A 25,101-nucleotide genomic window follows, 5' to 3' on the forward strand; every position below is an offset into this window, starting at 1 on the left:
GGGTGAGGTGAGTTAATCCCATAAGCGTGAAAAACGCACCCCCGCCCATTGTCCGACTTGACCGTCAATCGTCGTTTGGTTGGATCAAATTTAGGCCTGACACGTGAAGTTCAACAACAAGTTTGCTCGTTTGAGCAGAAGGTCCAGCACTCGTCGTCGACCCAATGTTTTCCAACGCAGAAGGTCGCTAATCGAGCAACTCGAATCGCGGCAATTGCTAGCCGTCGGCGGCAATCCGGTGGTTTTGATTCCCGGTTTTGGGGGAACGTTTGCCGACGTGGTGGGCAGCAATGGCGAACTGATCGCTGAACCGGAGCGAACGGATCGCTTGAATGAGTGGTACACCCACCGTGGATTGGAGCCCGGCAAGCTGGTTCTGGAACCGCACAGCCAGGTCTACCAGAGTCTGGTCAAAACGCTTGAAAATGTGGGCTATGTCCAAGGCGAATCGTTGTTCGTCGCGACTTGGGATTGGCGGGTGCCAATCGCACCGGTTGACGGTGTCGCCGATGGATCGTTGTCGGCGGACTATGACGAGATCGCTGATCCGACATTTGATACCGGTCTGGATTACCTGGCCGCGACACTGAAGGCGGTCAAAGCCGCCAAACCGCAGGCGACTGCTGTCGACTTGGTCACGCATGGCGCCGGGGGGCTGATCGCGCGGAGCTATTTGCAGAGTGCTGCGTACGACCAATCCGATCTATTGCCGGTAGAAAATCTGGTGATGGCCGGTGTTCCCAACCGCGGCGTCGCAGACGCCTGGAATCTGTCGTTGGACGACTGGGCGGGTTCGGACGCATCGCGGTCAACCGCCCGATTGGTCAACAACAGCTTCGATCTGCTGCAGGACACCGCCAACTTTGGCACCATCTTTGGGCCTGATCCGAACTCATCCGCCGACGACATCACCGACAGCGCGATCGACAAACAAGCCTTCGTCCAACAGTACGTCGGTTCCTTGCGTGGGTTGTTGCCTGAGTATCCCGAGATTGTTCTGGACAACACCCATCAGCCGAATTTGTTCAATGATCTGCTGATCGACCTCAACGCCGGCCCGGTCAATGGCTATCTCGATCGAGCCGACCACACGTCGATCCTCTATAGCACCGAGGTCGATACCAACGACCGCATCGTCACACGGATCGGGCCCAATGGAGCGCGGTTTTTCGAGAACGAGATCCTGCCGTTCACCGACTTCATCGGTCACGCGCCAGAAACCGGCGAAATCTGGTACCAAGACATCAAGACCACCGCGGGTGGCGACGGGACAGTGCCGACGCTTTCGTCACTGGCCCCGTTCGAAAACGACCCCCGCATTGCATCGGGGAAGCTTGACTTACTGCCCATCACGGCAGCGCTTGCCAACGCTAGCGGTACTCCGGTTGCGCATGCCGATTTAGTCATCAACGACTACGCACAAAGCCAAATCTTGGACCAAATTGGTGCCACCTATGTGGCAGCGGACATTGAATCGGGATTGCAACTGAGTCAGTCCGATTCGGTAGCACGCGCGATGCAGCTGGGAACCGTCGACTACCAAGCCTTGTTCGACAACCTGCAACTGACGCCCGCCGACATCGCGACGTTTGTGTTGCAATTGGGCGACTCGTTGGAAACGTTGGCAGCAAAGTTGGATGTTCCCGGCGGGATTCCGTTTGTAGACGAAGCGATTACGGCGGTCGCCAGCTTTGCGGACCAGACGGACAAACTGACCACCAGGCTGTATAAGAACGCGCAAATCACCGGAGCATCGGACATCACCGCAGGCAACGGTGTGTTGACGGCAGACGCCAACTTTCAGCTTCGGCTCGATGGCAAAGATCCTGTCACCGTAACCGTGTACGCGGCCGACACCGCGGACAACGCCTCGATCGATGATCTGTACAGTGACATCAACGCGGCATTGACCGTCGCCGAACTGGATCACCAAGTCGTTGCCGATCGGCCGATCGGTAATGACGCCAACAAGCTTTCGATTCGGACGATCGACCCGTCACAGGCGACCACACTTGACATCAGCACGCTGCAAATCACAGGGGATTCACCTGGACCCAGCAGCGGTCGTTTAGGTGAAGACGTCAATCTGCGATTCAACATCGCCACTAAGAACCTGGATGCAGCGGTTGACGTCGCAGTCATCCTGACGAAGGAAGCGACGGATTCGAACACACGGCTTAGAGATCTTGTTCGCGACATCAACACGGCAATGGGCGTCGATATCGGTGACGGCACACTGCTGAACGAATTGCTGATCGCAACGGTCGTCGGCCAAAGCATTCGCATTGCGGCTGTTGATAGCACCACGAACACGGTTTCGGTCAGTGGCGGCGTGGCACTGGGATTTGCCGATTCGCAAACGTCCGACGAAAACCCAGCTGAGAACCTGCTGGGGCTGGGAGTTTCGCGATCCGCGACGGCACAGCTGGCGATCACGGGCATACCGGATTTCGTCGAATTGCTGAACACGATCATGCCGACGCAAACGACCCTCGGATACGACGCGGTGAACCATCGGGTCACGTTCAATCTGAATTTGGAAGCAACCTACGATCAGTCGATTGATCTGGATTTTTCCCGCGCGATTGATCTGGGATTTGCTGACTTGAATCTGGTCGGAGGCGCCGATGTGATCTTCCAGGCCACCGCCGGCATCAATCTGGGGATTGGCATCGATTTGGTCCGCGCGGGGTCAGGCGGAAGCGTTGATGGAACGACAAAGCTGACGGATCTTCGTGATGACGTTGTATTCAAAGTGGGCATGACGTCGACTGGGGTGGCTAGTTCAACAGCCGGAACCCTGTCCCTGATGGTAAAAAAGTTCGGTGAAGCGGCCGTTCCCGTCAACGTCACCTTGGACGCTGCGGCGGTGGGTGACAACGCCACGGCCGAAGATCTGGCGTTTGACATCAGTGACGAACTGGAAGCTCAAGGGATCTTGATCCATGCCGAAGTTGATTCGAGCGACCACATCGTTCTGATTTCAGACGACCCGGCGATCAATCATCTGGCCGTCGTCGGCGCCGCATTCGGTTTTGCTGCAAGCCAAACCAGTAACCAAGCCGATTTGGTGATTTCGCTGGCCGACGGCGCGGCACCGATCGACATCGTTTTGGATGGCGCCGAGACGCTGGCCGATGTGAAGACAAAAATTGAAGCCGCTGCCAATGTCACCGTCACTTTCGTTGATGATCGGATCCAGGTCATCGACCAAAGCACTCCCGTTGACGAACATCGATTGATCATCGCCGCGGCTTCCGATTCCTTTGGCGCCAGTTCGGCAGGCGCGGGATTGAAACTTCTGGGAACGACCGAACCCACGGACAATCCTAATACGGCGGGCTTTGATGAAAAGACGACGTTGGTTGGCGATCACCTGCTGCTCGGCGCGATCATTGACCAGTTCTATATCGATACGACCAACAGTTCGATTTACGCCAATGCCACCATTGATGCGGCTGAGATTGACCTGACCGCTTCGATGGGACTGTTGGAGTTGGGCGTGGAGTCCGGTCATTTTGGTAATTCAGCGCTCTTGAGTGAAGCGAGCCCAATGGCGACCGGTTTTTCAATTGCCGCCGGTCTCACCCTGCCCGACAACGGTGATGGTGATGGAGTTCTGCGACTGAGCGATTTTGGCAAATCCGGATTAACCGATGCGCTGGCCAGCCAGGATCCGACGTTCACTTACGGCGGTTCTGCCACACTGCCACTGAGCATTCCACTGTTGCCGACGGAATTGCCCACAATCACACTGACATTGGAAAGCGATCCAGGTGATCTGCTGCGTCCCCGGTTTGGCATCGACGCACCGAATATTAGCGAACTGATTGGGGATTACAAAAATCTGTCGCTGTCAGACATTGCACGCATGTTGCGTCAAGCCGTCGAGGCATTGCGAAGCAGCGACATTGCGGGTTTGAATACCGACATCCCCGTCATCAACCAGTCACCCAACGATCTGCTGGGCTTCACCGATCGATTGTTGGTGGTGGCCGATAAATTGTTGGAGGGATACGACGTCGGTGACCTGATGGATGTTCACGATCAGATCATCCAAAAGATCCCCTTTCTCAGCGGTTCGCCCGAAGACATTCAGGCGTTGCAAGCTGCGGCGGCATCGGTACGGAACGAGATCACTGCCGCGCAGACGTATGAACTGGAAATCACCGATGGTGCAGAGAATGTCTATCATTCGGGGCCGCTGAGCGGATCGTCCACGGCGCTGGATATTCAAGCGGAAATTGACAACGCGCTCGGCGCGCCGGGACTAGTGGTTGTCACGGGAAAACCGCAAGGGTCGCTGACGTTCACGTTTGATCCATCACTCGGTGATGTCTCGCTGCGGGCAAGCAGTCCATCGGGATTGACCGTTCAGTTTGAGACCGCGACGGCAGGTGTGATCGATTCCACCGCGACGGTGATCCATGCCGAATTGGTGACGACAGCCAAACTGTCGGCTGCGATTGTGGGACTTCGATTGGCTGTGTCGAAGATCGCCGACTCGGGAGTGGACGTGACTGACGTGCTCGATAGCGTCAGCCAGTTGACCGACGGAGTGGTTTCGACCGCAAACTTGGGACCCTTTCTGACAAATCTGCTGCAGACGGAACTCGGGCTACCTGTCACAGTCGGCGTGTCATTCTTGGATGCCGACAGCGATGCCGCAGGCAATCAAACCACTTTGAAGTTGGAACTGGATATTGATCCGACCGTGACGCGCAACGTCGGCTTTGATCTGGCACTGGATGATTTTGGTCCCGTGACGGTCGGGTCACAGGGAAATATCGATGTGACACTGGCGGGCAACATCGATTTGGACTTGGGTTTCAATCTAGCCACATTGACGCCCTACCTGTTCGATAGCACCCGCTTTGAACTGACGGCGGCCATCGATTCACAACTGAACGTGAATGCCACTCTGGGCGGATTCCAAGTGGGACTGGATGGATCGGTCGCACTTGCGCGGGATGAGAATTCATCGGATCCCGCCAGCATCACGGTTTCCATAGACCAGACATTCACGCCGTCTGATGCCAACACGATTGGCGGGATTCCGATCGGTCAACTGTTCAGCGGCAATCCGGTCAACAAATTCGAGGTTGATATCCATGCCCAAATCAATGCGAATTTTGATGCGACCTTGCCAGGCGTGGGGACGATCGGCAATGCGATTGAAGTGGGATATTCGATCGATGACGCGATCAGCGGCGGTCTGCCTAGTGTTGATTACTCTCGATTGACCGACGGCGTGAACGACTACCTGGCCAGTTTGACCGATCTGAGCAGTATGAGTTTGGATCAGTTGATCGCAGGCTCGCGAACGGTTTTAACAACGATCGAGAACGGATTGTCGTCTGATCTGCTGACATCGATCCCGTTAATCGGTGACGGTGTCGATTTGAGCCATAGCTTTGTTGGTGAACTGCAATCGATGGTCGACCAGTTTGAAACGCTGGTCAACTCCATCGACGACAGCGTTGACGCGTTGATCGGCGACATCCAAAACCTGATTTTCACGTCACTGGGGCCGGCCGGTGCGAATATCCTAAAACTGGATCCGCTATTCCACAATGATCCCGCCCAAAGCGATTCGAACGAGAAAGTCGATCGCCGCGACGTCGAAGTTTCCATCAGCGATTTCGCCACCACGGCGCCAGCTGACATGGAATTCTTTATTAATCTGCAGTTGGCTGGCCGCGATGTGATCGATGCGGACTTTGACCTGGGGCTCGACGCGGTCGCGTTTGAGTTCGAAACCGTGGGCGGTGTTCAGCTGTCGTGGGACTACGATTTGAGCTTCGGTTTTGGCATCAACCTGCGAGATGGTTTTTTCTTTCAGTTGAACCAGAACACCGTTTTCGACGACAGCGGATTTGATAACGGGACGGCCGGATCCCCCGAAATCGCTCTCAACACAGAAGTGAGTTTGAAGCCTGGTACGAGTTTGAAAGGAGAACTTTTCTTCTTGAACCTGGGTGCCAAAAGCAATGTTCGTGAAGACTTCAACGCCAACGGGATTGCCGACGCGAACTTGAATGAAGCCGTCGACGGGATCGACTACAACCGCGACGGGGACAAAAACGATGTGCTAACGGAAACGGACCTCAACGGTGACGGACGACTCTCACGAGGCACCGGGTTGAGCGGTCAGATTTTTATCGACATCAACAACCCTGACAACGATCCGGCCAATCGACTGACGCTGGGTGAATTGCTTGCCGGCGGCCCTTTGTTCAGCGCCGGAATTCGCGCCGAAGCCTTTGCCGATTTGGCGCTGGCGGCGGACACCAGCGTGGGCAGCCATCTGCCCAAGTTGACAACGGATTTGACCGTTGATTGGGGTGTCAGCTACAGCACTAGCAAAGGCTTTGTCAGTGGCGCACCCGAGGTCGCTTTTCACGATGTCTCGCTGGACCTGGGCAGTTTCTTTGAATCGATCGCAGGCCCAGCGTTTGAACTGTTTGAAAAGTACATCGAACCAGCGAGACCGGTGATCGATTTTTTGCGTCAGGAAGTCCCCGGATTCAGTGACATTTCCCAGACAACCGGCGGGCCAAAAATCACGTTCCTGGATCTTGGTGCCTATGCCGCTGGGTTGGGTGATCAGGTCGCAAACGCCAAAAAGGTGCTCGATACCATCGACGGCATCCTGAAGGCCGTTGACGAGATCAAAGGGTTTTCCGGTGCCGATGGGATGATCATCAATTTTGGTGACTTTGTTGTTTCCGGTGGCACCAAAACGACCGTCACTGGCGAAGACCATGGGACCGGCGCCACGGCGAACTCGATCGTGATGCTGGGCAATGCGGCGTCGGCCGGTTCGGTCGCTGTGCGGGCGGGGGCGAACGTTCTGGGACCCAATGACTACATTGTCATTCATGGCCAAAACGGATCGACGCCGACAACTTCGATCAAGTTTTTGACGGATCAAGCGGGCCAGATCACGGTCGATTACCAATACACCACGGGAAAGATCGATGTCACCGATGCAACGACGCAGATCAGTGTCGGCGGCGGCACGATCAATTCGATGCTCAGCGGTTCCGGTGGTGCGATCTCCGACGACGTGTTCAACCAGATCGACGCTCCGAGCAACACTTCATCATCGGGCAATAAATCCAGCACGAAATCAAAGCTCAAGAAACTTGGTCGTTCCGCGGTCAGCGGCGGTTTCGGTCTGAACATTCCCATCCTGTCGGATCCATCCATTGCGTTCAAACTGTTGACCGGTGAAACAGTCGATCTTTTGGTCTGGGACATCCCCACCTTGGATTTAAATCTTCCCTTCTCGGCCAAATTTGGGCCGCTCGGACCAACCCCCATCTACGCCAAGGTCGGCGGCAATGTCGGTGCCAAACTTGATTTCTCGCTCGGGTTTGACACCCGCGGCATCTCCGATACAGGCAACTTCCTGGACGGTTTGTATTTTGGAGACCTTGCCGATGGTTCCACCGGCGCCGACATCGACGAAGTCGCGTTCAATTTGGGCGTCAACGCGGGCGTTGGCATCGACATCTTTATCGCCAGTGTTTTCTTAGTTGGCGGCGTCAGCGGAGACCTTGCGTTCAATTGGAACGACATCGACGGCAATGGCAAATTGTATTTTGACGAACTGCTGGCGCTAGCGACTCTACCCACCGATTCAGGCGTCCCAGGCGCTTGCGTGTTTGATGCACATGGCGAATTAAACGCGAAAGTGGCGATCGAATGGACGCTCGGTATATCGATCTTTAGCACCGGTGGAGAAATCCCAATCATCAATGAGGAGCTGTTCAGTTTTAATCATTCCTGTCAGGTCGGGGTCAACGTTGCCACACTGACTCAGAATGACCCGAATTTCGACGACGGAACTCTGGTGTTGAACGCCGGTCCATTCGCAGGTGGGCGGGATCCAGGTTCGAGCATCGATGACGCGGAAGTGTTTGCGGTGCGCCAAGTCGGGAGCACCATCGAAGTCGATTATGACTACGCATTCGATGAGAACACGACGCTGAAGGTGACGCGAAAATACTCAGCCGCAGACGTCAAAGAAATCTACTTCAGCGGCGGTGCCGGCAATGATGTGCTGGTCGTCGATCCAAGCGTCAGCGCCAGTATTCCGGTCACGATGATCGGTGGCGCCGGCAATGACACGCTGGTTGGACACGACGGCAACAATGTGTTTGTCGGTGGTGCGGGCGACGACGTGATCTCCGGCGGTGCCGGCAACGACACCTATCTGTTTGAAAATGGGTGGGGCAATGACAAACTTTCGGACGTCGATGGAGACTCGGATCGTTTTGATTTTAGTGCCATCACGGTCGATTTGAACGTCACGCTGGGCAGCGTTAGCGTGTCCGATGGCAGCGGTTCAAACAGTGTGCTCAGTCCCGACGGTGCATTGGTCGAAGGCATTGAATCGATGGTGGCGGGAGTTGGAAACGATACGCTTCACCTGAGCGACGCCGTGGGCACGACCCGATTGTGGACAATCGATTCGGTCGGCGGCGGCAACATCGATGATGAGTTCTATTTCTCGCGATTCGAGAACCTGGTTGGCGGTCCCCAAGACGACACATTTGCGTTTAACAACGGCAGGATCACGGGCACGATCGACGGTGGCAGCGGTGGAATCGATTCACTGAACTATGCCTCATACTCGGGTCCTGTCGAAGTCAATCGCGCCACGTCAACGGCAACCTCGCTGGGTCACTACGTCGGGATCGATCACGTCCGTGGCAGTTCATCGTCGGACACACTGATCGGTGCGAACGCTGCAGCGATGTGGAATGTGACCGGAACCGACTCCGGAAACATCAATCATGGGTTTGCGTTTCAGGGGTTCGAGAACTTGACCGGTGGCGATGCCGATGACCACTTTGTCGTTGCGGCTGGCGGGGTGATCAGCGGCAACCTTCGTGGGACGACGACGCTAAACCATGGTGATTCCGATACGTTGGACCTGTCGGCCAAGGCGGCGGCGCTCAGTGTGGCGATTCAAAGCATCAATCGCGGCGTCGTTTCAGGCGGTGCCAGCGTTCAATTTGAAAGCGTCGAAAGCGTGATCGGGGGATCGGCTAACGATCACTTTGTAATTGCATCGTTGGCGGGTCTAACAGGCACACTCGATGGCGGTCTCGGCATCGAAGACCATGTTGATTTCAACGCATGGTCGTCGGTGGTGAACGTCAACTTGAATGGCGGCACAGTCAACAGCGGCAAGTCCTACGCTGGCAACGTTGCGGAGATCGAGTTCATTACTGGCGGCAGCGGCGATGACACACTGGTCGGGAATGCAGCGGCCAATCGCATCATTGGACTCGGTGGTGCCGATGTCATTAGCGGATTGGGTGGCAACAATGTTTTGGTCGGTGACGCCGCAGTGATCACGGGGGCCGAGATCAGCACGACAATCAATGCCGATGACGGCGCAGATACGATCACCGCCGGTGATGGCAACAATATCCTGTTGCCCGGCAGCGGCGGCGACACCGTCACCGCCGGCAATGGCAACAACCGCGTGTTCGGCGATCAAGGCATCATCACCCTTTCCGGCGGCATCGTCGTCGACATGGAAAGTGGTGCGGTCGGCGGCGGCAACGATGTGATCACGCTTGGCGGTGGCGACAACTTGGTCATTGGCGGCGAAGGCAACGACACCCTCACGGCGGGATCCGGTGGCACCAATGGTGTGAACGTCATCATCGGCGATCGTGGATCGATCGACCGACTCGGCGGCGTCACGACGCGGGTGACCAGTGCCGGTGGCAGCGGGCTCGACACGATCACGACCGGCGGTGGCAGCGATGCGATCATCGGCGGCGGCGACAGCGACACCATCGTCGCCGGCGATGGAAATAACTATCTTCTGGCTGACGATGGAGCCATCTTTTTCACAGCCGGTGTGCCAACAACATCGACGTTGGATCCATCGGTAGCCGATGGTCATGACAAGATCACTACCGGCAACGGTCGCGACATCATCTTTACGGGAAACGGAGACAACACGGTCGTCGCCGGCGAGGGCAATGATGACGTGCTTGGTGGCAACGGCATCGACAACATCGATGGCGGCGGCGGCAACGATTGGTTGGTCGGCCTGTTGGGTGATGATCACATCAAAGGTGGCGCCGGCGACGACGTGATCTTTGGTGGACTGGCAATCGGTGTTCGCAGCGACTACGAACTCGGCACCAACGACTTCACCTTGCCGCCTGAATTCGACGAAAACGAACAGGCTCATCCGACCGGTTACACGCCATCGATTCTGATCACTCCGGCTTTGGTGTCGGGACAATCGATTGATGGAACGATCGGCGACGGTCGGGATGTGATCGACGGCGACCAGGGCAATGATGTCCTGTTCGGCGGGGCGGATGTCGATCAGTTGCGTGGTGGAACAGGCGTTGACTACATCGATGCCGGATCCGGTGCTGATTCAGTGGTTGAAGGTGGGGATGGTGACGACGTCGTTCGCGGCGGGGCCGGTGATGACGTCGTCAAAGGCGGCGAAGGCATCGATCAAGTTTACGGCGACAGTGGTGATGACACTGTCTACGGCGATGCGGGAGTAGGCGCCAGTCAGGCCGGTCAACGATTGTACGGCGGCGATGGACGCGACAACCTGTATGCCTTTGCACCCACCAACGTGCTGGCGACGGAGAGTTTGGAAGTTGGTGACCAATTATTCGGCGGTGCCGGTGGTGACTTCCTGTACGGCAACATTCGTCAGGAACTACTCTCCGGTGACAGCGGCAATGACTTCATCGGCGGCGACCAGTTTGCCGGACCGATGTACGCCAGCCGAACCGATGCCGACGTTTCCGGTGCGGACGACACCTTGCTAGGCGGCGGCGGCGAAGACCAACTGTATGGTGGTGGCGGGGATGACACGATCTGGGGCGGGGCGGGCACCGACTTCATCGACGGTCAACGCGGTAGCGACACGATGTACGGTGGCAGCGGCATCGATCTGTTTGTGTTACCAACCGCGCTGGGCACTCCACCGGTATTCGATGATGGAATCGATACCATCAACGGGCACTACGGCAACGTTGATCCCGATGACGTGCCGGATGACAATGCCACCGATATACTGACAATCAGCGGTACCGGTGGCGACGATCAAATCATGGTCGGCCAGATCACAACCGGTCCCCATGCCGGAAGCGCCGGTGTTTACTATTCCGACGGTGTCCGCGCTCCCGTGGTGATCCCCGTTCGGATGATGGACGCCACTGGGAATTTGTTGCTCGATCAGGTGCGTATTGCAGGGTTGACCGGCAATGACACCCTCGGCTTCTACTCGCCGCTGGCAATCACGGCAGGCGTGCTGAGCGCCGCACCGATGGCACTCAACGTGGTTGATGGCGCCGAGTCGATCACTTTGTCGGCGATCGACATCAGCCCCGCAACGACGGATTGGGTGGGCGTCTTCGACGGCAACAGCGGAGACGACGTGCTGGTCGGCTCTAGCGGTCGTGACCGACTTGATGGTGGGATCGGCAGCGACACGCTGTTCGGCTTTGGCGGAGACGATCGATTGTGGGGAGATGGCGGCGGTGGATCGACGGCTGATCATGACGTCTTGTTTGCTGGTCAAGGCAATGACGACTTGGTTGGCGGCCAAGGCAGCAATGATCTGTACGCATGGAGCTTTCAGCCGCAGCCGTCGATCGTTGTTCCGGGAACACCGGAAACCTATCCCGATCGCGGTTTCGGAGTCTTCGTGGATGAAAACGGACACCTATTCCACGACGATGGCGACTTGAACGACAACGACATTTTTGATTTAGACGAAAATGTCACAATCGGACCGGTTCGACTCGCTCGCATCCAAGAAAAGACGGGGCTCAATCGAATTCTTGGCAGCAACCAGGCCGACAACCTGTACGGCGGAACGACCCTGGACTTTCTGTACGGCAATGGCGGGGGCGACACTCTCTATCGCGCCAATGGCACGACATTCGAAGCCTCCGATGGCGGCTTGGCCGGAGACGAGTGGAAAGAGTACGCCAAAGAATCCGATCAAGTTTGGTATGTCGGCGGCACCAGTGCAGCGGACCAAATCAACGTCGATTTCGTGACCGAACCCGGTGTGATCGCTGACCACCACCTGATCACGCGGTTGACCAACAACAACGGCAACTACAGCTTTGCCGCTCAGGTGCGACTGGATTACAACGCTACCGATGGCGACGGAAACAACGTTTGGCGAGGCGACGACTTGAGGTTCAAACTGGACCAGTTGCTCTCGGAAACCAACCCAGAACAACGTGAACAGTCACTTACCAAGGTGGCAAGCGACGGTGTTCAACAGCAGATCGATTCGGAAACACTCGCAAGTTTGCTACCACCCGAAGGCGACTTTCTGGTGATCTTGATCGACGCGCTGGGAGGAAACGATCAAATCTCTGTCGGACCGACCGTGCAAAAGTCCGTTTGGATCGACGCCGGTGCCGGCGACGATGTGGTCACGATCGAAAGCGGCAATGCCATCCTGGTCGACAAGGCCGAAAACTCTCGCGGCAGTCAACCATTGGGCAGTACCGGTGCGGCAAGCCGTAACGATGTGCCACGTCAAGCGTTCCATTTAATGTCGGCCGATGGCGTCAAAGAGATCGCGTTTGACGGCACCGAGACCGAGTCGGGTGTGGTCGAATTCAATGGATTGTCCATTGATAGTGCCGATGACGTCGACTGGTACTCCTTCACGTTGGCCAGCAACGGTAATCCACTGGGATTGATCACCACTGCCAGTGGTTCGCCGATCGACGACTTGGAACTCTCGATCTACACCGCTGCGCAGCTGGATCCGATCGATGGGGCGCTCGAGGGCGAGACTGCGATCTTAAGTGTCCAATCGTCCGGTGACAGCGCGACGCTAAGCGATCTCAGTCTGCTCGCCGCGGGCATTCAGTACTATCTGCGGGTGTCCAGCAATCAGGTGCCAACGCTGTACGACTTGCGTTTCAACCTGGACGGCGGCAGCGTTGACGAAGATCATCCCAAGGTCAACCTGTCGCTGCGTGAAGACACCGTCCGACGCGATGTGATCCTGGGAGGCGACGGAGATGACATTCTGCAAGGTGGCAGCGGTGAAGATTGGGTGTTCGGCAATGCTGGCAACGACGTGTTGACCGGAGGCAAAGACCGCCAGGCCAGCGACTTGCTGTTCGGCGGTCCGGGCGATGACACCTTTCAAATCATTCCCGATGCGCTACCACTGTTGGGCAACCAAGCGAACACGCAGTTCAACTTGGCCAGCGAAACATTTATCCCGACGTTCAGTGATCAATTCATCGGCGGTGACGGTGACGACCGTGTCCTGTTCTTGGGCGGGAACACGGATCGTCGCGGGTTGCCCGTGCCGGACTATGCCACCGTCCGCTACAACACCGGCCTGCACCGCTATGAGTTCAGTAGTTTGGTTTGGGACATCGGTGCGCAAGATTTTCGCAAGACCACCGACGCCGCTGGCCGAGTCGTGTATCAACAAGAAGTCTTGTTCTACCAAACTCAAGATATCGAACGCACCGAAATCGAAATGGGCGCCGGCGACGATGTCTTTCACGGCGAAACAGATTTTGAATTCAAACCTTTGTCGTTGCCAGGGCTGGTTCACCAATACAGTTTCGATGCCGAATTTGACGGTGTCTTGGTCGACGCGGTGGGCGGGGCAAATGCTCGGATTGTCGATCAGTTCGGTTCCGGGCTGACGTCCGGCGGCGGCGGTCACGAAATTTCCGATGGATCTTTACGCCTGTACGGTGGCGATCCCTCGACAGCGGATTTCGTCGAGTTGCCCGATTCGATCGTCAGCGGATTGGACAATGCGACGATTGAGGTTTGGGCAACGCGCGAGAGTGTTCAGCCCGGGGGACGCATTTTCGACTTCGGACCCGATACCGGTCACGTTTTGTTTGCGTCCTGGTCGGGTGGACAGAACGGAAGTGGAAACCGCATCCGCTGGATTGGCGACGACGATGTGCTGGTGGACGATGCTTTCACAATTAGCGATCAAGCCGAAGTCCATCTCGCCTTTACGATCGCCGCAGGCAGCGGCACCGACGGCATGACGGTTGTGACGGCCTATCAAGACGCTGTCCAAGTTGGCTCGTTCGAAACCGCATCGACCCTCGATGATCTTGTGGGAGGAATGAACTGGCTCGGGCGATCAAAGTTCCCACTGGATTTGGCCGCCGATGCGTCCTTCAACGAGGTTCGGATCTACGATCGCGTCTTGACGACTCAGCAATTGGTTCTCAGCCACACACTCGGGCCTGATGTGAAGACCCTTGATTCCGCAGACCAGGATACTTGGGGAATCGACTTTGGTGACTTCGAACAAGGGGCGTTCGAAGCGGCGCTCACGATCAACTTGGGCGCCGGCAACGACATCGCGTTTGGTACCGTATTGGCTGACAAAATTTTGGGTGGTCCCGGCGATGATCGTATCGAGGGAGGACCGGGCGACGATCACATCGAGGGTGGTGGCGGTCGCGATACGTTGCATGGGTCTTATGACGCCCAAGCGAATTCGGCCTATCCACCGTCACGGCTGTATCCCTTCGGGTTTGTTCCTGGATCGTTCGAAAGTGAGCGTTTTCAGTTTGCATTGGCTACACCGACGTTGCCATTTGCGACGTCGATCGGCGGGGTGAATTTGACGGTGACGTCCACGACACAGGTTCCCGATGGTGGTGGCGGTTTCCTTGCCCAGCAGAAGGTGGATGATCCGATCACCGAAGCATTTGGTTTTGACACCGACGGCATGTTATCGGCACCGCTTAACATCGGCGACTTCAATGACGACGGCTACGATGATTTCCTCGCCTCGACCACGGCACAAAGCTACCTGTTCTACGGACCGATCACGATCGATCAGGTGCATGACGCCGCCACATATGCCGAGATCATCATCGATCATTCTGAATTCGGTGTGCCATCACGGACTGCGGGCGATGTCAACGATGATGGCGTCGCGGATCTTGCATTCTTGAAAACGGTCGGCGACCAAAGTGAAGTGTTGGTTGTCTTTGGCGGACAGGTGGCGTTGGACAATGGCACGACGAACATTGCCTGGCCGAAGAACTGGGACGCTGTGTTCTTGACCAACGACATCGTCACATCGGGTAGCCAATCGAACGCACGGATCATTGAAGTGGGTGATGCGTTGTCAAATCGTGGATCGATCGAGGTCAGTTTGTTGCAATTCGACGCGGACTCTCACAGCGACATCCTGGTGATCGCCAGCCAGTCGATCGGCATGGCGACCAGCCGCAACGGCGAATTTCGCATCGGACTGGCCTTTTCAGGGCAAACCGTATTTGATTCGACTGCGGCGGTCGGCGGAACCAATCTGACCGGCGACGATGCCTTCAATACGATTTACACTCATGGCGAGATGGTTGATTTGCAATCCCGCGTCGTCGGTGATACGAATGGCGACGGACTCGATGAGATCGTGTTCGGCGGTCAATCGGTATCAGTACGGACAGGCGGTATCTCGACACCGGCCGAAGCGATCTTCTACGACGCGGATCCGTCGTCACGGGTCGCTCCTGCGGGACCGGTGGCGGTGCGAATCGAGACTGCGGGCCAATCGAAAATTTTCCGCTTCGAAAACGGTATCAACCTGGCCAGCGATTTGGCTGCGGCGGTCGCCGCATCGTCGCTTTCCGAGATGGTCACCGTCAGTACGGACTCGGCGGGGCTCCATTACATTCGTTCGGCGGATGCGGGCAGCAACGTTGAAGTTTATGTCACCTGCCTTCCGCTCGATGGCGTTAACGTCCGCCCTAAAGAGCGGAACCAATTCGTCGGGCCGAGCAAATATGATTGTTCGCCGAACCTGTTTAACGGGCCCGATCTCACTTCTCGCTACGGACGTAACAATACAGATTTTCCATTTGTCCAAAACGCTCCGAACTCGATCACGTCAACCATTCAGGTGAACCCGGACACCGGTGAAAGTATTACTGGTAATCCGATCGTTGAATTGCGCGTTGGCCTTCGAATCGTTCATCAGCCGGGAACGGGTTTGTACGCGACACTGATCGCCCCCGATGGCCGGCGCATCAAATTGTTTAGCAATGTGGAGGGGAGCGGGAGTAGTAGTTCTTTTGGGGTAGCACTGCGTGACGGCGTTGGCCAGTCCATCAGTGATCCAGGGGCCAACTTCGGATTTGTCTCCGAATTCGAACCGGAACAACCGCTGTCGGCGCTACGCGGGCTCTCGCCATTTGGAACGTGGAAATTGGAGGTCGCCAACCACTCCGTAGTAGCAGGCGCGAAATTGGATCAGTGGGACTTAGAGATTAAGACTGCCTCCTTCAGTACAAAGCAAACCCAGAACACCGACGTTGCAATCAGCTCAGGCGCCCCCGACACCTACTTGTCGCCGTTGAATATCAGCGGGAACTCCGGAATTTTGTCACGGCTGCAAGTGCGGGTCAACGTCGACCATACCTATGACAAAGACTTGACGTTGTCGCTGATCGCGCCCGATGGGACTGAGGTTAAATTGGTCGATGCTGTGGGCGCCGGGGACGACAACTTCATCAATACCATTTTCAATGATTTGGCGATAACGCCCATCACCGCTGGAGTCGCGCCATTTTCTAACGTTTTCCAACCGATCGAGCCGCTATCGAAATTCGTTGGTCTATCGCCAAACGGACAGTGGCAATTGAAAATTGTTGACAACTATCATGGCGAGGGAGGAGCGTTGCGGTTTTGGGAGCTGGAGTTTGAAACGACGCAGTCGCCAACGGTGGTTGGCAGCACGTTGTATAACGTATCCGGCGGACCGATTCTGAGCCAAAACTTGCAAGCCGCGACGACTGATTTTACGATCGTCTCCAACTCGGCCGACCCGATCGGTCGGGTACTGCCGCTGGGCGACATCAACGGCGATCTGCTCTCCGACGTGGCGTCGGGGTTGCCCGATTCGCTGGATATCTATCTAGGCGGGTCCGGCGGTTTGTTTGACGGTCGACGATTGCGGATCGAGGGACAAAACCTATCGGCGGCAGCCGGCGATTTTGATTTCGATGGTCACGTCGATTTGGCCGTCACCCAATCAATCGCCGACGGCAACCGATTGTACCTGTTCGACCGCGTCGGCGAACTGAGCGGCAACGTATCGTTGACCGACGCCGATCGTTTCATGGAGCTCGGGGGAGGGCTGCGACAGCGGGTCGAACAGGTGGACTTCACTGACGTATTCAACGTTGACGCAATTCGAAACGGGAATGACCTTGTTGACGACCCAATTGATGGTTCCGCCAGCCGACTTGTGACCGACTCGTATGCCCAAAGCCAAAGCGGAGCTGGCAACGGTTTGCCCGATGACGGGTTTTTTCCCGCCACTCTTGAGCATCCCGATGTGCAACTCGGGTACCGCGACGATGTTGATGGCAATAACGCCGTATTACTGACTGCGGCGAATCCTTCTGTCACCGTTGCCGTAGACAACGCCACCGCCGATTCGTTGCACCTCTTTGCGTTGTCAACCGAAGGCAATACATCGTTGGATGTGACGTTGACGTATGCCGACGGAACACAGACTTTGCAAACCAAGGTTCCCGATTGGTATGCCGAACCATCGATTCGATCGGGAGATGCCCGCTTGTACTCATTGATCAATGGGATGGATCGCGTCGGGGGAAACTTCGACAACGCAAACAAACCGGCAGTCTTCGGAGTGCGATTCCCAGTTAACCCACTTCGCGAATTGCAAAGTTTCACGTTGACTCGGGCCAACACAAGCCAGCGTTTGGTGGTCTTGGGCGCCATAACTCAGTTGGGCCTCCGCGGTGTAGGCGCGGTCGATTTGAACGACGATGGCATCGACGACGTGGTGGTCCCCGGCATCGGCCGCACGGATCTGATCTATGGCAGTTCGGGATCCCGACAAGTCACGGGGGCATTTGACGTGCTCGAGAATTTCTCGGTCGCCGGCAGCGGTTCGTTTGTGATCGATCGCGGCACCGGACGGGCCGAGGTGTTTGACAACGGCGGCCAGCCATTCTTGTTTGGCGCTGCGGACGAGCGGCTGTTCCGGTTCACCCTCCTAGGCGATGGTGTTGCCGGCGATGCGATTCGGTTGCCCGAGGGCGTCCACGCGGAATTGTTGAATAGCGCCGGTGGTGTGATCGCCGGCGTTCGTCAAGTGTTCGATTTGCGACTGATTTCAGCCGGAACGTATTTCTTGCGGGTTGAGCGGGCGACGCCTGGTGGTCCGACCGACAATGCCTTCAAGATCGAATTTGACGCGCCGGGTCGTGGTCAAACTCATGCGTCACAGATGCATCCCGATCGCGACTGGATCTTGGGCGGCGACGGCGATGACGTGTTGGTTGGTGGTTCAGATCTGGATCGGGTGTTCAGCGGCAGTGGTGATGACGTGATTGTCGCGGAACCGATCGAAGTACGAGATCGAGAAACCACGGATATCATAATCCCCGTTTCGGTTAACGACGCGATCGCCGGCAATGCCCCCCCCTCCACCAACGCCGTGGTTTTGGTTGTCGACGACAACTTGCGGTCCGCGGTCGCCGACGCGTCGGGGGTCGCGCATGTCGAGCGTGATTCTCGTCCAACCGACTACGCACTATCGCTAGATGGAGACGGCGACGGCATCGACACGTCGGTGATGCTTAATTACTCCAAAGGAGCAACGTTTGAGATTTGGGCTAATCCTGCCGCAGCGAGCGGTCAAGGGCCGTTAATCTCGGTGCGACACGGTCAGTATCCGGGTTGGGCTCTAGGAATTCATGATTCTGGCGTGTGGGAAGCGATCAACCTGGGCATTGCTGGCGTCACGGCCGGTACCGTGGATGTGGGTCAATGGCAACATATGGTCGCAGTCTTTGATCCGGCATCCGGCATCCGACTCTTTAAAAATGGCGTGCTCGTGGGCACGCAATCTTCCATTGATATTCCCACTGACAGTGACAATGTTAACATTGGCAAGGGTTTTGTCTCTTTCCCCTCTGACTATGAGCACTTCGAAGGGTTGATCGACGACGTTCGTGTTTGGGACCGCGTATTGACGGAAGATCAAATACGGCGCCTGTACGAGGGCGTCACGGAGGTGGGCAGCGATGCCCTGTTGTATTACAACTTCGATGATGGTGCGGGCGAAACAGTCCCCGATGTGGGGCCCAACGCAAATGCCGGCACGCTCGCCGGCGACGCTGCCTATGTCGTCGAAGTACCGGCCCAGCCAGGCGTTCCGTTCATGCATGAACCACTGCGTCAGAGCCATCTGAATTCCTTCACCGAGCTGGCCGCCGCTGGTGTCAGCGATCTTTCGGGATTGGAGGAAGCGACGTTCTTGGAAGCTTTAGTCGTAACCGGAAACCAAGTGATTGCCGATCTGTCGGCATTGGAAACTCTTCCACGCCTCACTTCGCTTGATCTGGACGGAACGGGTGTAGAGGCTGCTTCGTTACAGACTCTCGAGACGCTTAGCAAACTTAACCTCAATCGGTTGTACCTTCCTACCGGTGTGGTTCCTGAAGGCACAAATCTGGTAGTGGATTCAGAGACTGCCGTATCGCTACCGTATTCTTTGACAGGCGTGGAATTCGATGGCAGCGATGACTTTATCGATTTGGGTGCGCCGGCGAATACGCTCGGTTTCAATGGCAGTTTCACGGCTTCTGCATGGATCAAGCCGGATGTGGTAACGGGCGACTTCGCTATTTTTGGTAGCGGAGAACCCCATGGGAATAAGGGATTGCATCTGATTATTCGAAACAGGAAATTTCATCTCGCATTCTTTGGAAATGACACAACAGGAAATACGACAGTCATCGCCAACGATTGGGTCCACGTTACGTTTCGTTACGACGCGACGTCGCTGGAACAGACCATCTTTGTCAATGGAGTCGTAGACGAAAAAACGGGCACTCATACGCCTCTACAGGGAAACATGCCCGTTTGGATTGGCAAGTCACCTTTGACAGGAGGGACTTTCTTTGACGGTACAATCGACAACGTACGGATCTTCAACCGCTCTCTCTCTGATAGCGAAGTTGCTGCGAACATGACCGGGATGCTGGACGTGAGTGGAACGGATGTCACTGCCGACTACCGTTTCAATGAGGGTACTGGGAGCACGGCCAACGATCGCAGTCATCTAAACGGCCGCGCAACACTCGTGGATGGTGTTTCATGGACGACATTCGCGAACCGACCTTGGACAGTCACCGATTTCGAAACCGGTAGCGAGATTGCGAGTGGATCAAGCAGTCCAATCGCCTTTACTGCTCCCACACAAGGAATCTCAATCATTTCGGTGCAAGGCGAACGTTTTCCCATTTTCGCCAGCAAAATAGCCAACGTTGCTCCGGTCATCAGTTCTGTGCCGAGCTTTGACTCCGCTCAGGGTGGAGTCCAGGTCTTCGAAGGGCATACCCTTTCGGTTGGTGCCGTTGTTGATGGCGCGAACCTGCAGATACCTGTCAACATCGACGGGGCACAAGGCAGTGGTGGCACCATCACCATCATCGACGCAGCGCCCGCTGACGTTGTCGCTACCGTCACGGTGACCGACCCAAGTGGTGTTTCTACAAGCCTGATTCGTCATGCCCTTGAGTTTGACGACAGCGCGGTTTCACTTTCTAATCTCGCGCTCGATGCCGCAACAAACCTAACGACTGCGTTCTGGTTGAAAACCTCTAAGGTGGACAGCCAGGTCATCCTGAGTGCCGCAAACTCGTCGGAGCTCAATGAATTTGTGATCAAGTTGGTCAGTCCAACGGAATTGCGGTTGGTGTCCAATGGCCAAGCGGTCAACTGGACGGGGCTGCCAAACTTGGCCAACGGTCTGGCCTACCGCCACATCGCAATCACCCGCAACTTGGCCACTGGCCAGGCGGAGCTGTTTAGCCAAGGCGTCTCCTATGGAACGCGAGAGCTGACCAATCAATCGACGCTGCAGATCGATGCTGGCGGCTTGGTTGTCGGTCAACAGCAAGGGATTATTGGTGGCGATTTTGATCCGATACAAGCCTTCGTTGGCAAGCTGGATGAATTGGCGATCTGGAATCGGGCTTTGACAGAGCAGGATCTGCGAGAACTGCTGCAGGGACGAGTTGATACGAATGAGAATGACCTGCGTCTGTATTTACCCTTCGATGAAGGTGCTGGATCGGTGATCGCTGATCGTGGGCCGCTCGGATTGGATGCGGTTGGCAGTTCGATCTCGTGGAGTGATGACACGCCACTGAATCTCGATTCTCGCTTGAAGCTGGTCGACAACGGCACCTACACGTTGACGGTGACGGCGGATGATGGTGATGGTGGGTTTGCCAAATCGGTGACGACGTTTGATGTCTTGAATGTGGCTCCGGCGATCGACAGCGGCGGGGGAGCCGCGGATCCGATTGAAATTCCTGGCGGTGATTTTGTTGGCGAAACGTTCCAATTTGACGCCGGTGATTTCAGTGACCCGGGCACAGAAGACAAGCTGAGCTACCTGTGGCAGGTGACCAGTGACAACGGTCAGGCAGTGCTGTCGTCCAGCGATTTCGATTTCGAATTCGTCCCCCGATATGCCGGACACTACAACGTCCGATTGATCGTCACCGATTCCGATGGCGCCGCGTCGTTGCCCCAAGACTTTGATCTGACGATTTTGCCCGAAGTGGTGATCGCCGAGTCCGCAGACAGCGATGCGATCCAAGGCAGTCGCGTTCGCCTGGAATCCGCCGGTTCGAGCCCCGTTGCCCCGGCGGGTTTGTTGCGTGGAACCAACCAAACGGTCACTCGCCAATACGAATGGACCGTCGTTGGGAATGGAATGACGATCGATCTGCCAACCGCCGATCAATCGACCTTGGAATTCGTGCCCACGACCAGCGGCAACTACACGGCATCATTGACCATCACCGATGTGTTTGCGACCGATGGCATCGAAGAATCGGTCATCGAAAACTCGCATACCAATTTTGAATTCACCGTCGACGCCGCTCCTGTGATTTCGATCGCCGTGCCAACGGCCGAGGCGTTCGAAGGCGATGTGTTGACGTTCTCGATCGCGGATTTACCGACGCTGGCCGAGGGTGCCACCCGCGTGGTCGCTTGGACAGTTCAGGGCGGATCTCTCGAGGTGGTCACGGTTGAAAATCCGGAAACGTACGCCTTTCGAGCGACCGAGGATGCGACTTACCAAGTCAATGTGACAGTCACCGATACGTTGCTGGGAACCGCCTTCCATCGAATCGCACCCGCTGCAAACGTGATCGTGAATAATGGTGCCCCGACGGTGACGGCTAGCGGGATCGCTGGCGTCGAAGGGTCGGCGCTTCAGTTGGTGGCCAACGTGTTCGATTTTGGCTCCGATGACACGCAAACCTATGTCATCGACTGGAATGACCAGACCGCCAATACCATTGGAACGGTTTCGGGTCCGATTGACGAATCGCATACCTATCAACAAAACGGAACGTACAGTGCCACGGTGACGATCACTGACAGTGATGGTGCGACCAGCAATTCGTTACAAGTACCGATCGTCATTGCGAATGTTGCGCCGATCGCGGTCGATGATGCAGGATTCACCACGACGGAAGATTTGCCGGCCAGCCATCTTGATCTGCTCAGTAACGACACCGATGTCGGACTCGCGGATATCAAGTCGATTGCCAGTGTTGATGCATTGTCGGCATCGGGTGCGAAAATCACTTTGAACGCCGATGGGACGGTCAACTATGATCCACGCACCTCGCTGACATTGAACCAATTGGCCGAGGGGATCACGGCGGTGGATACATTCCAATACGTCGTCACCGATGACTTTGGTGATCAAGACATCGGCACCGTTACGATGACGGTGACCGGCGTCAATGATGCACCGGTTGCATTCGCCGATCGGATCACCGGCAACGAGGATGTCGCCGCGTTGACTGGAAATCTCTTGACCAATGATCGTGATGCGGATCGCGACAGCGGCGATCAGAGTGAGATTGATGCTGGGACCATGCTGTCGGTGCAAAGCGTTGGCGGGTCGATTGATAACGTGACCGGGGCGTATGGTGATTTGAGGTGGAACAGCGACGGAAGTTACACCTACACGCCGACTGCTGCGGCGCAGAATCTGGCTGTGGGACAGGTTGTCAGTGAGGTGTTTGCCTATACGGTGACCGATTCGCAAGCGACGAGCACGTCGGCATTGACGATCACAATTGTCGGGGTCAATGATGCACCCGTGGCGGTTGCCGATGCAGGCAGCGTCGATCTGAGATTGTCAGACGCCACCACAACCAGCGCCTTGTTGCTGGAGAACGACAGTGACGTGGACAGCGCGTTCGCGGTGACTGCGGTCAACGGGGATGCGACTCTCGTTGGTACCGAGTTCAGCTTGCCACCGGTTGGGACGCGAGCATCGGGCGCACGATTGCGGGTTAAACCGGACGGTGAATACGAATACAACACCAATGGCGCATTCGCGGACTTGCCAGCGGGGCAAACCGCAACCGATTCATTTACCTACACGATTCGCGACACCGAGGGCGTTGCTTCGACGACAACCGTCGCGATCACGGTTATCGGCAAGAACGATGCGCCGACCGGCGTCAGTTTGTCGGCCAATCAGATCAAGGTGATGGCTGACAATGGTACCGTTGTTGGGACGTTCAATACGCGGGATCCTGACCTGGGTGATACGCACTCGCTGGCGATCACACAGGATCCAAGCGGCGCGTTTGGGATCGTGGGAAACAATCTTGTTGTGATTGATCAAACCAAGATCGATCTGGCGCTGGGAGCGACACAGTACGTCACGATCAGCAGCACTGACGCGGGCGGATTGATGATCAACCAAACGTATTCGATCCAGATTCAAGCCGTCGAGGATTCGACACCCCCGACAAGCAGTCTTGCACCGCTGCCGGCCAATGCCAATGACTTGGTGATCCCGATCCTGTTCACGGGGAACGATCTGCAGGGGGAATTCGATCGATCAGCAACAGGAATCAAAGAGTACCAACTGTATGTCTCCCAAGACGCCGGGCCATTCACTTTGTATGAAACGGTGCCAGCCGATGTCGCAGGCGTCGATTTTGTTGCCACCAGCGGTCACAATTATTTTTTCCGCAGTCTGGCGGTGGACTTCGCCGGGAACGTGGAAGTCAAGGCGAGCGTGGATGCTCAAATCGCCGTGGGCGATTTTGATGCACCCGAAACCAATGTCGTCACGGCTGTTGCAAATACCGCCGGGCTATTCAACATCACGCTGACCGGGCGCGACACCGGCGGTGGCGACCTGGTTTTCTTTGATGTTTATGTTTCAGTTGATGGATTTGTGGCGCAGTTTGTTGGTTCAGCTGTGGCGGGGGCTCGCGACGGTGTTGGTAATTACCATGCATCCGCCTCGTTCCAAGGCAAGACCGACGGGCTGGAACATACCTACCGATTTTTCAGTATCGGTCGCGACTCAAGGAGCAATATTGAATCGGCCCCGAAGCGGTCCAGCGATATCATTTTGTCGGAAACCTTCCAAGACAATGGCCTGCAAGCCACAGGAATCGACGTCCAATTGGGAGCATTGCAACGGTCCTATATCAGTAAATTGGATATCCTGTTCAGCACCGACGCCGGACTTGCCGCGCTAACCGCGCCAGGGCGCGTGGACGTTGAAAGGTTTGCCCTTGATGCAACTGATGTTACCGCCGGTACCGGCGTTGTAATTGATGATTTCACAGTTGATAAAGTCGGAGACCGTCTGCGTTTGGATTTTGGATCGGAAGGTATCACGGGAAATAGGAACAGCGCTGACAATAACGGCTTCTACCGAGTTAGGATCGATACCAATCAAGACGGCGATTTTGACGACATCGGAATCGATAGCACGTTTGAATTTCATCGCATTCTCGGTGATGCCAATGGCGATGCGATCGTCGATGCCGCTGACCTTGCCTTAATCGCCTCACAAAACGGTCAAGTAGGTTTTGGGCTCGATGGGGACATCGATGGAAATGGCACAATCAATGCGCTCGACCGAATTCGCACAAGTCAACAGCAAGGAATTGCGTTGGACGCCGCCCTGAAGGCTTACTTGGACGATTGATTAACGACAGACTTCCGAATCATCTAGACCCACCCAAT

General features: G+C 56.1%; 1 protein-coding gene. It reads left to right on the forward strand.

The genetic code is table 11. The features are described 5' to 3' along the window. Positions 1–214 precede the first annotated feature (214 nt). Positions 215–25,063 (forward strand): LamG-like jellyroll fold domain-containing protein, encoded by a 24,849-nt coding sequence (locus NHH03_RS17150; RefSeq protein WP_253158214.1) that lies wholly within the window; start codon positions 215–217, stop codon positions 25,061–25,063. The last annotated feature ends 38 nt before the right edge of the window (positions 25,064–25,101 follow it).

This window comes from Stieleria tagensis (assembly GCF_024129865.1).
Lineage (GTDB): Bacteria > Planctomycetota > Planctomycetia > Pirellulales > Pirellulaceae > Stieleria > Stieleria tagensis.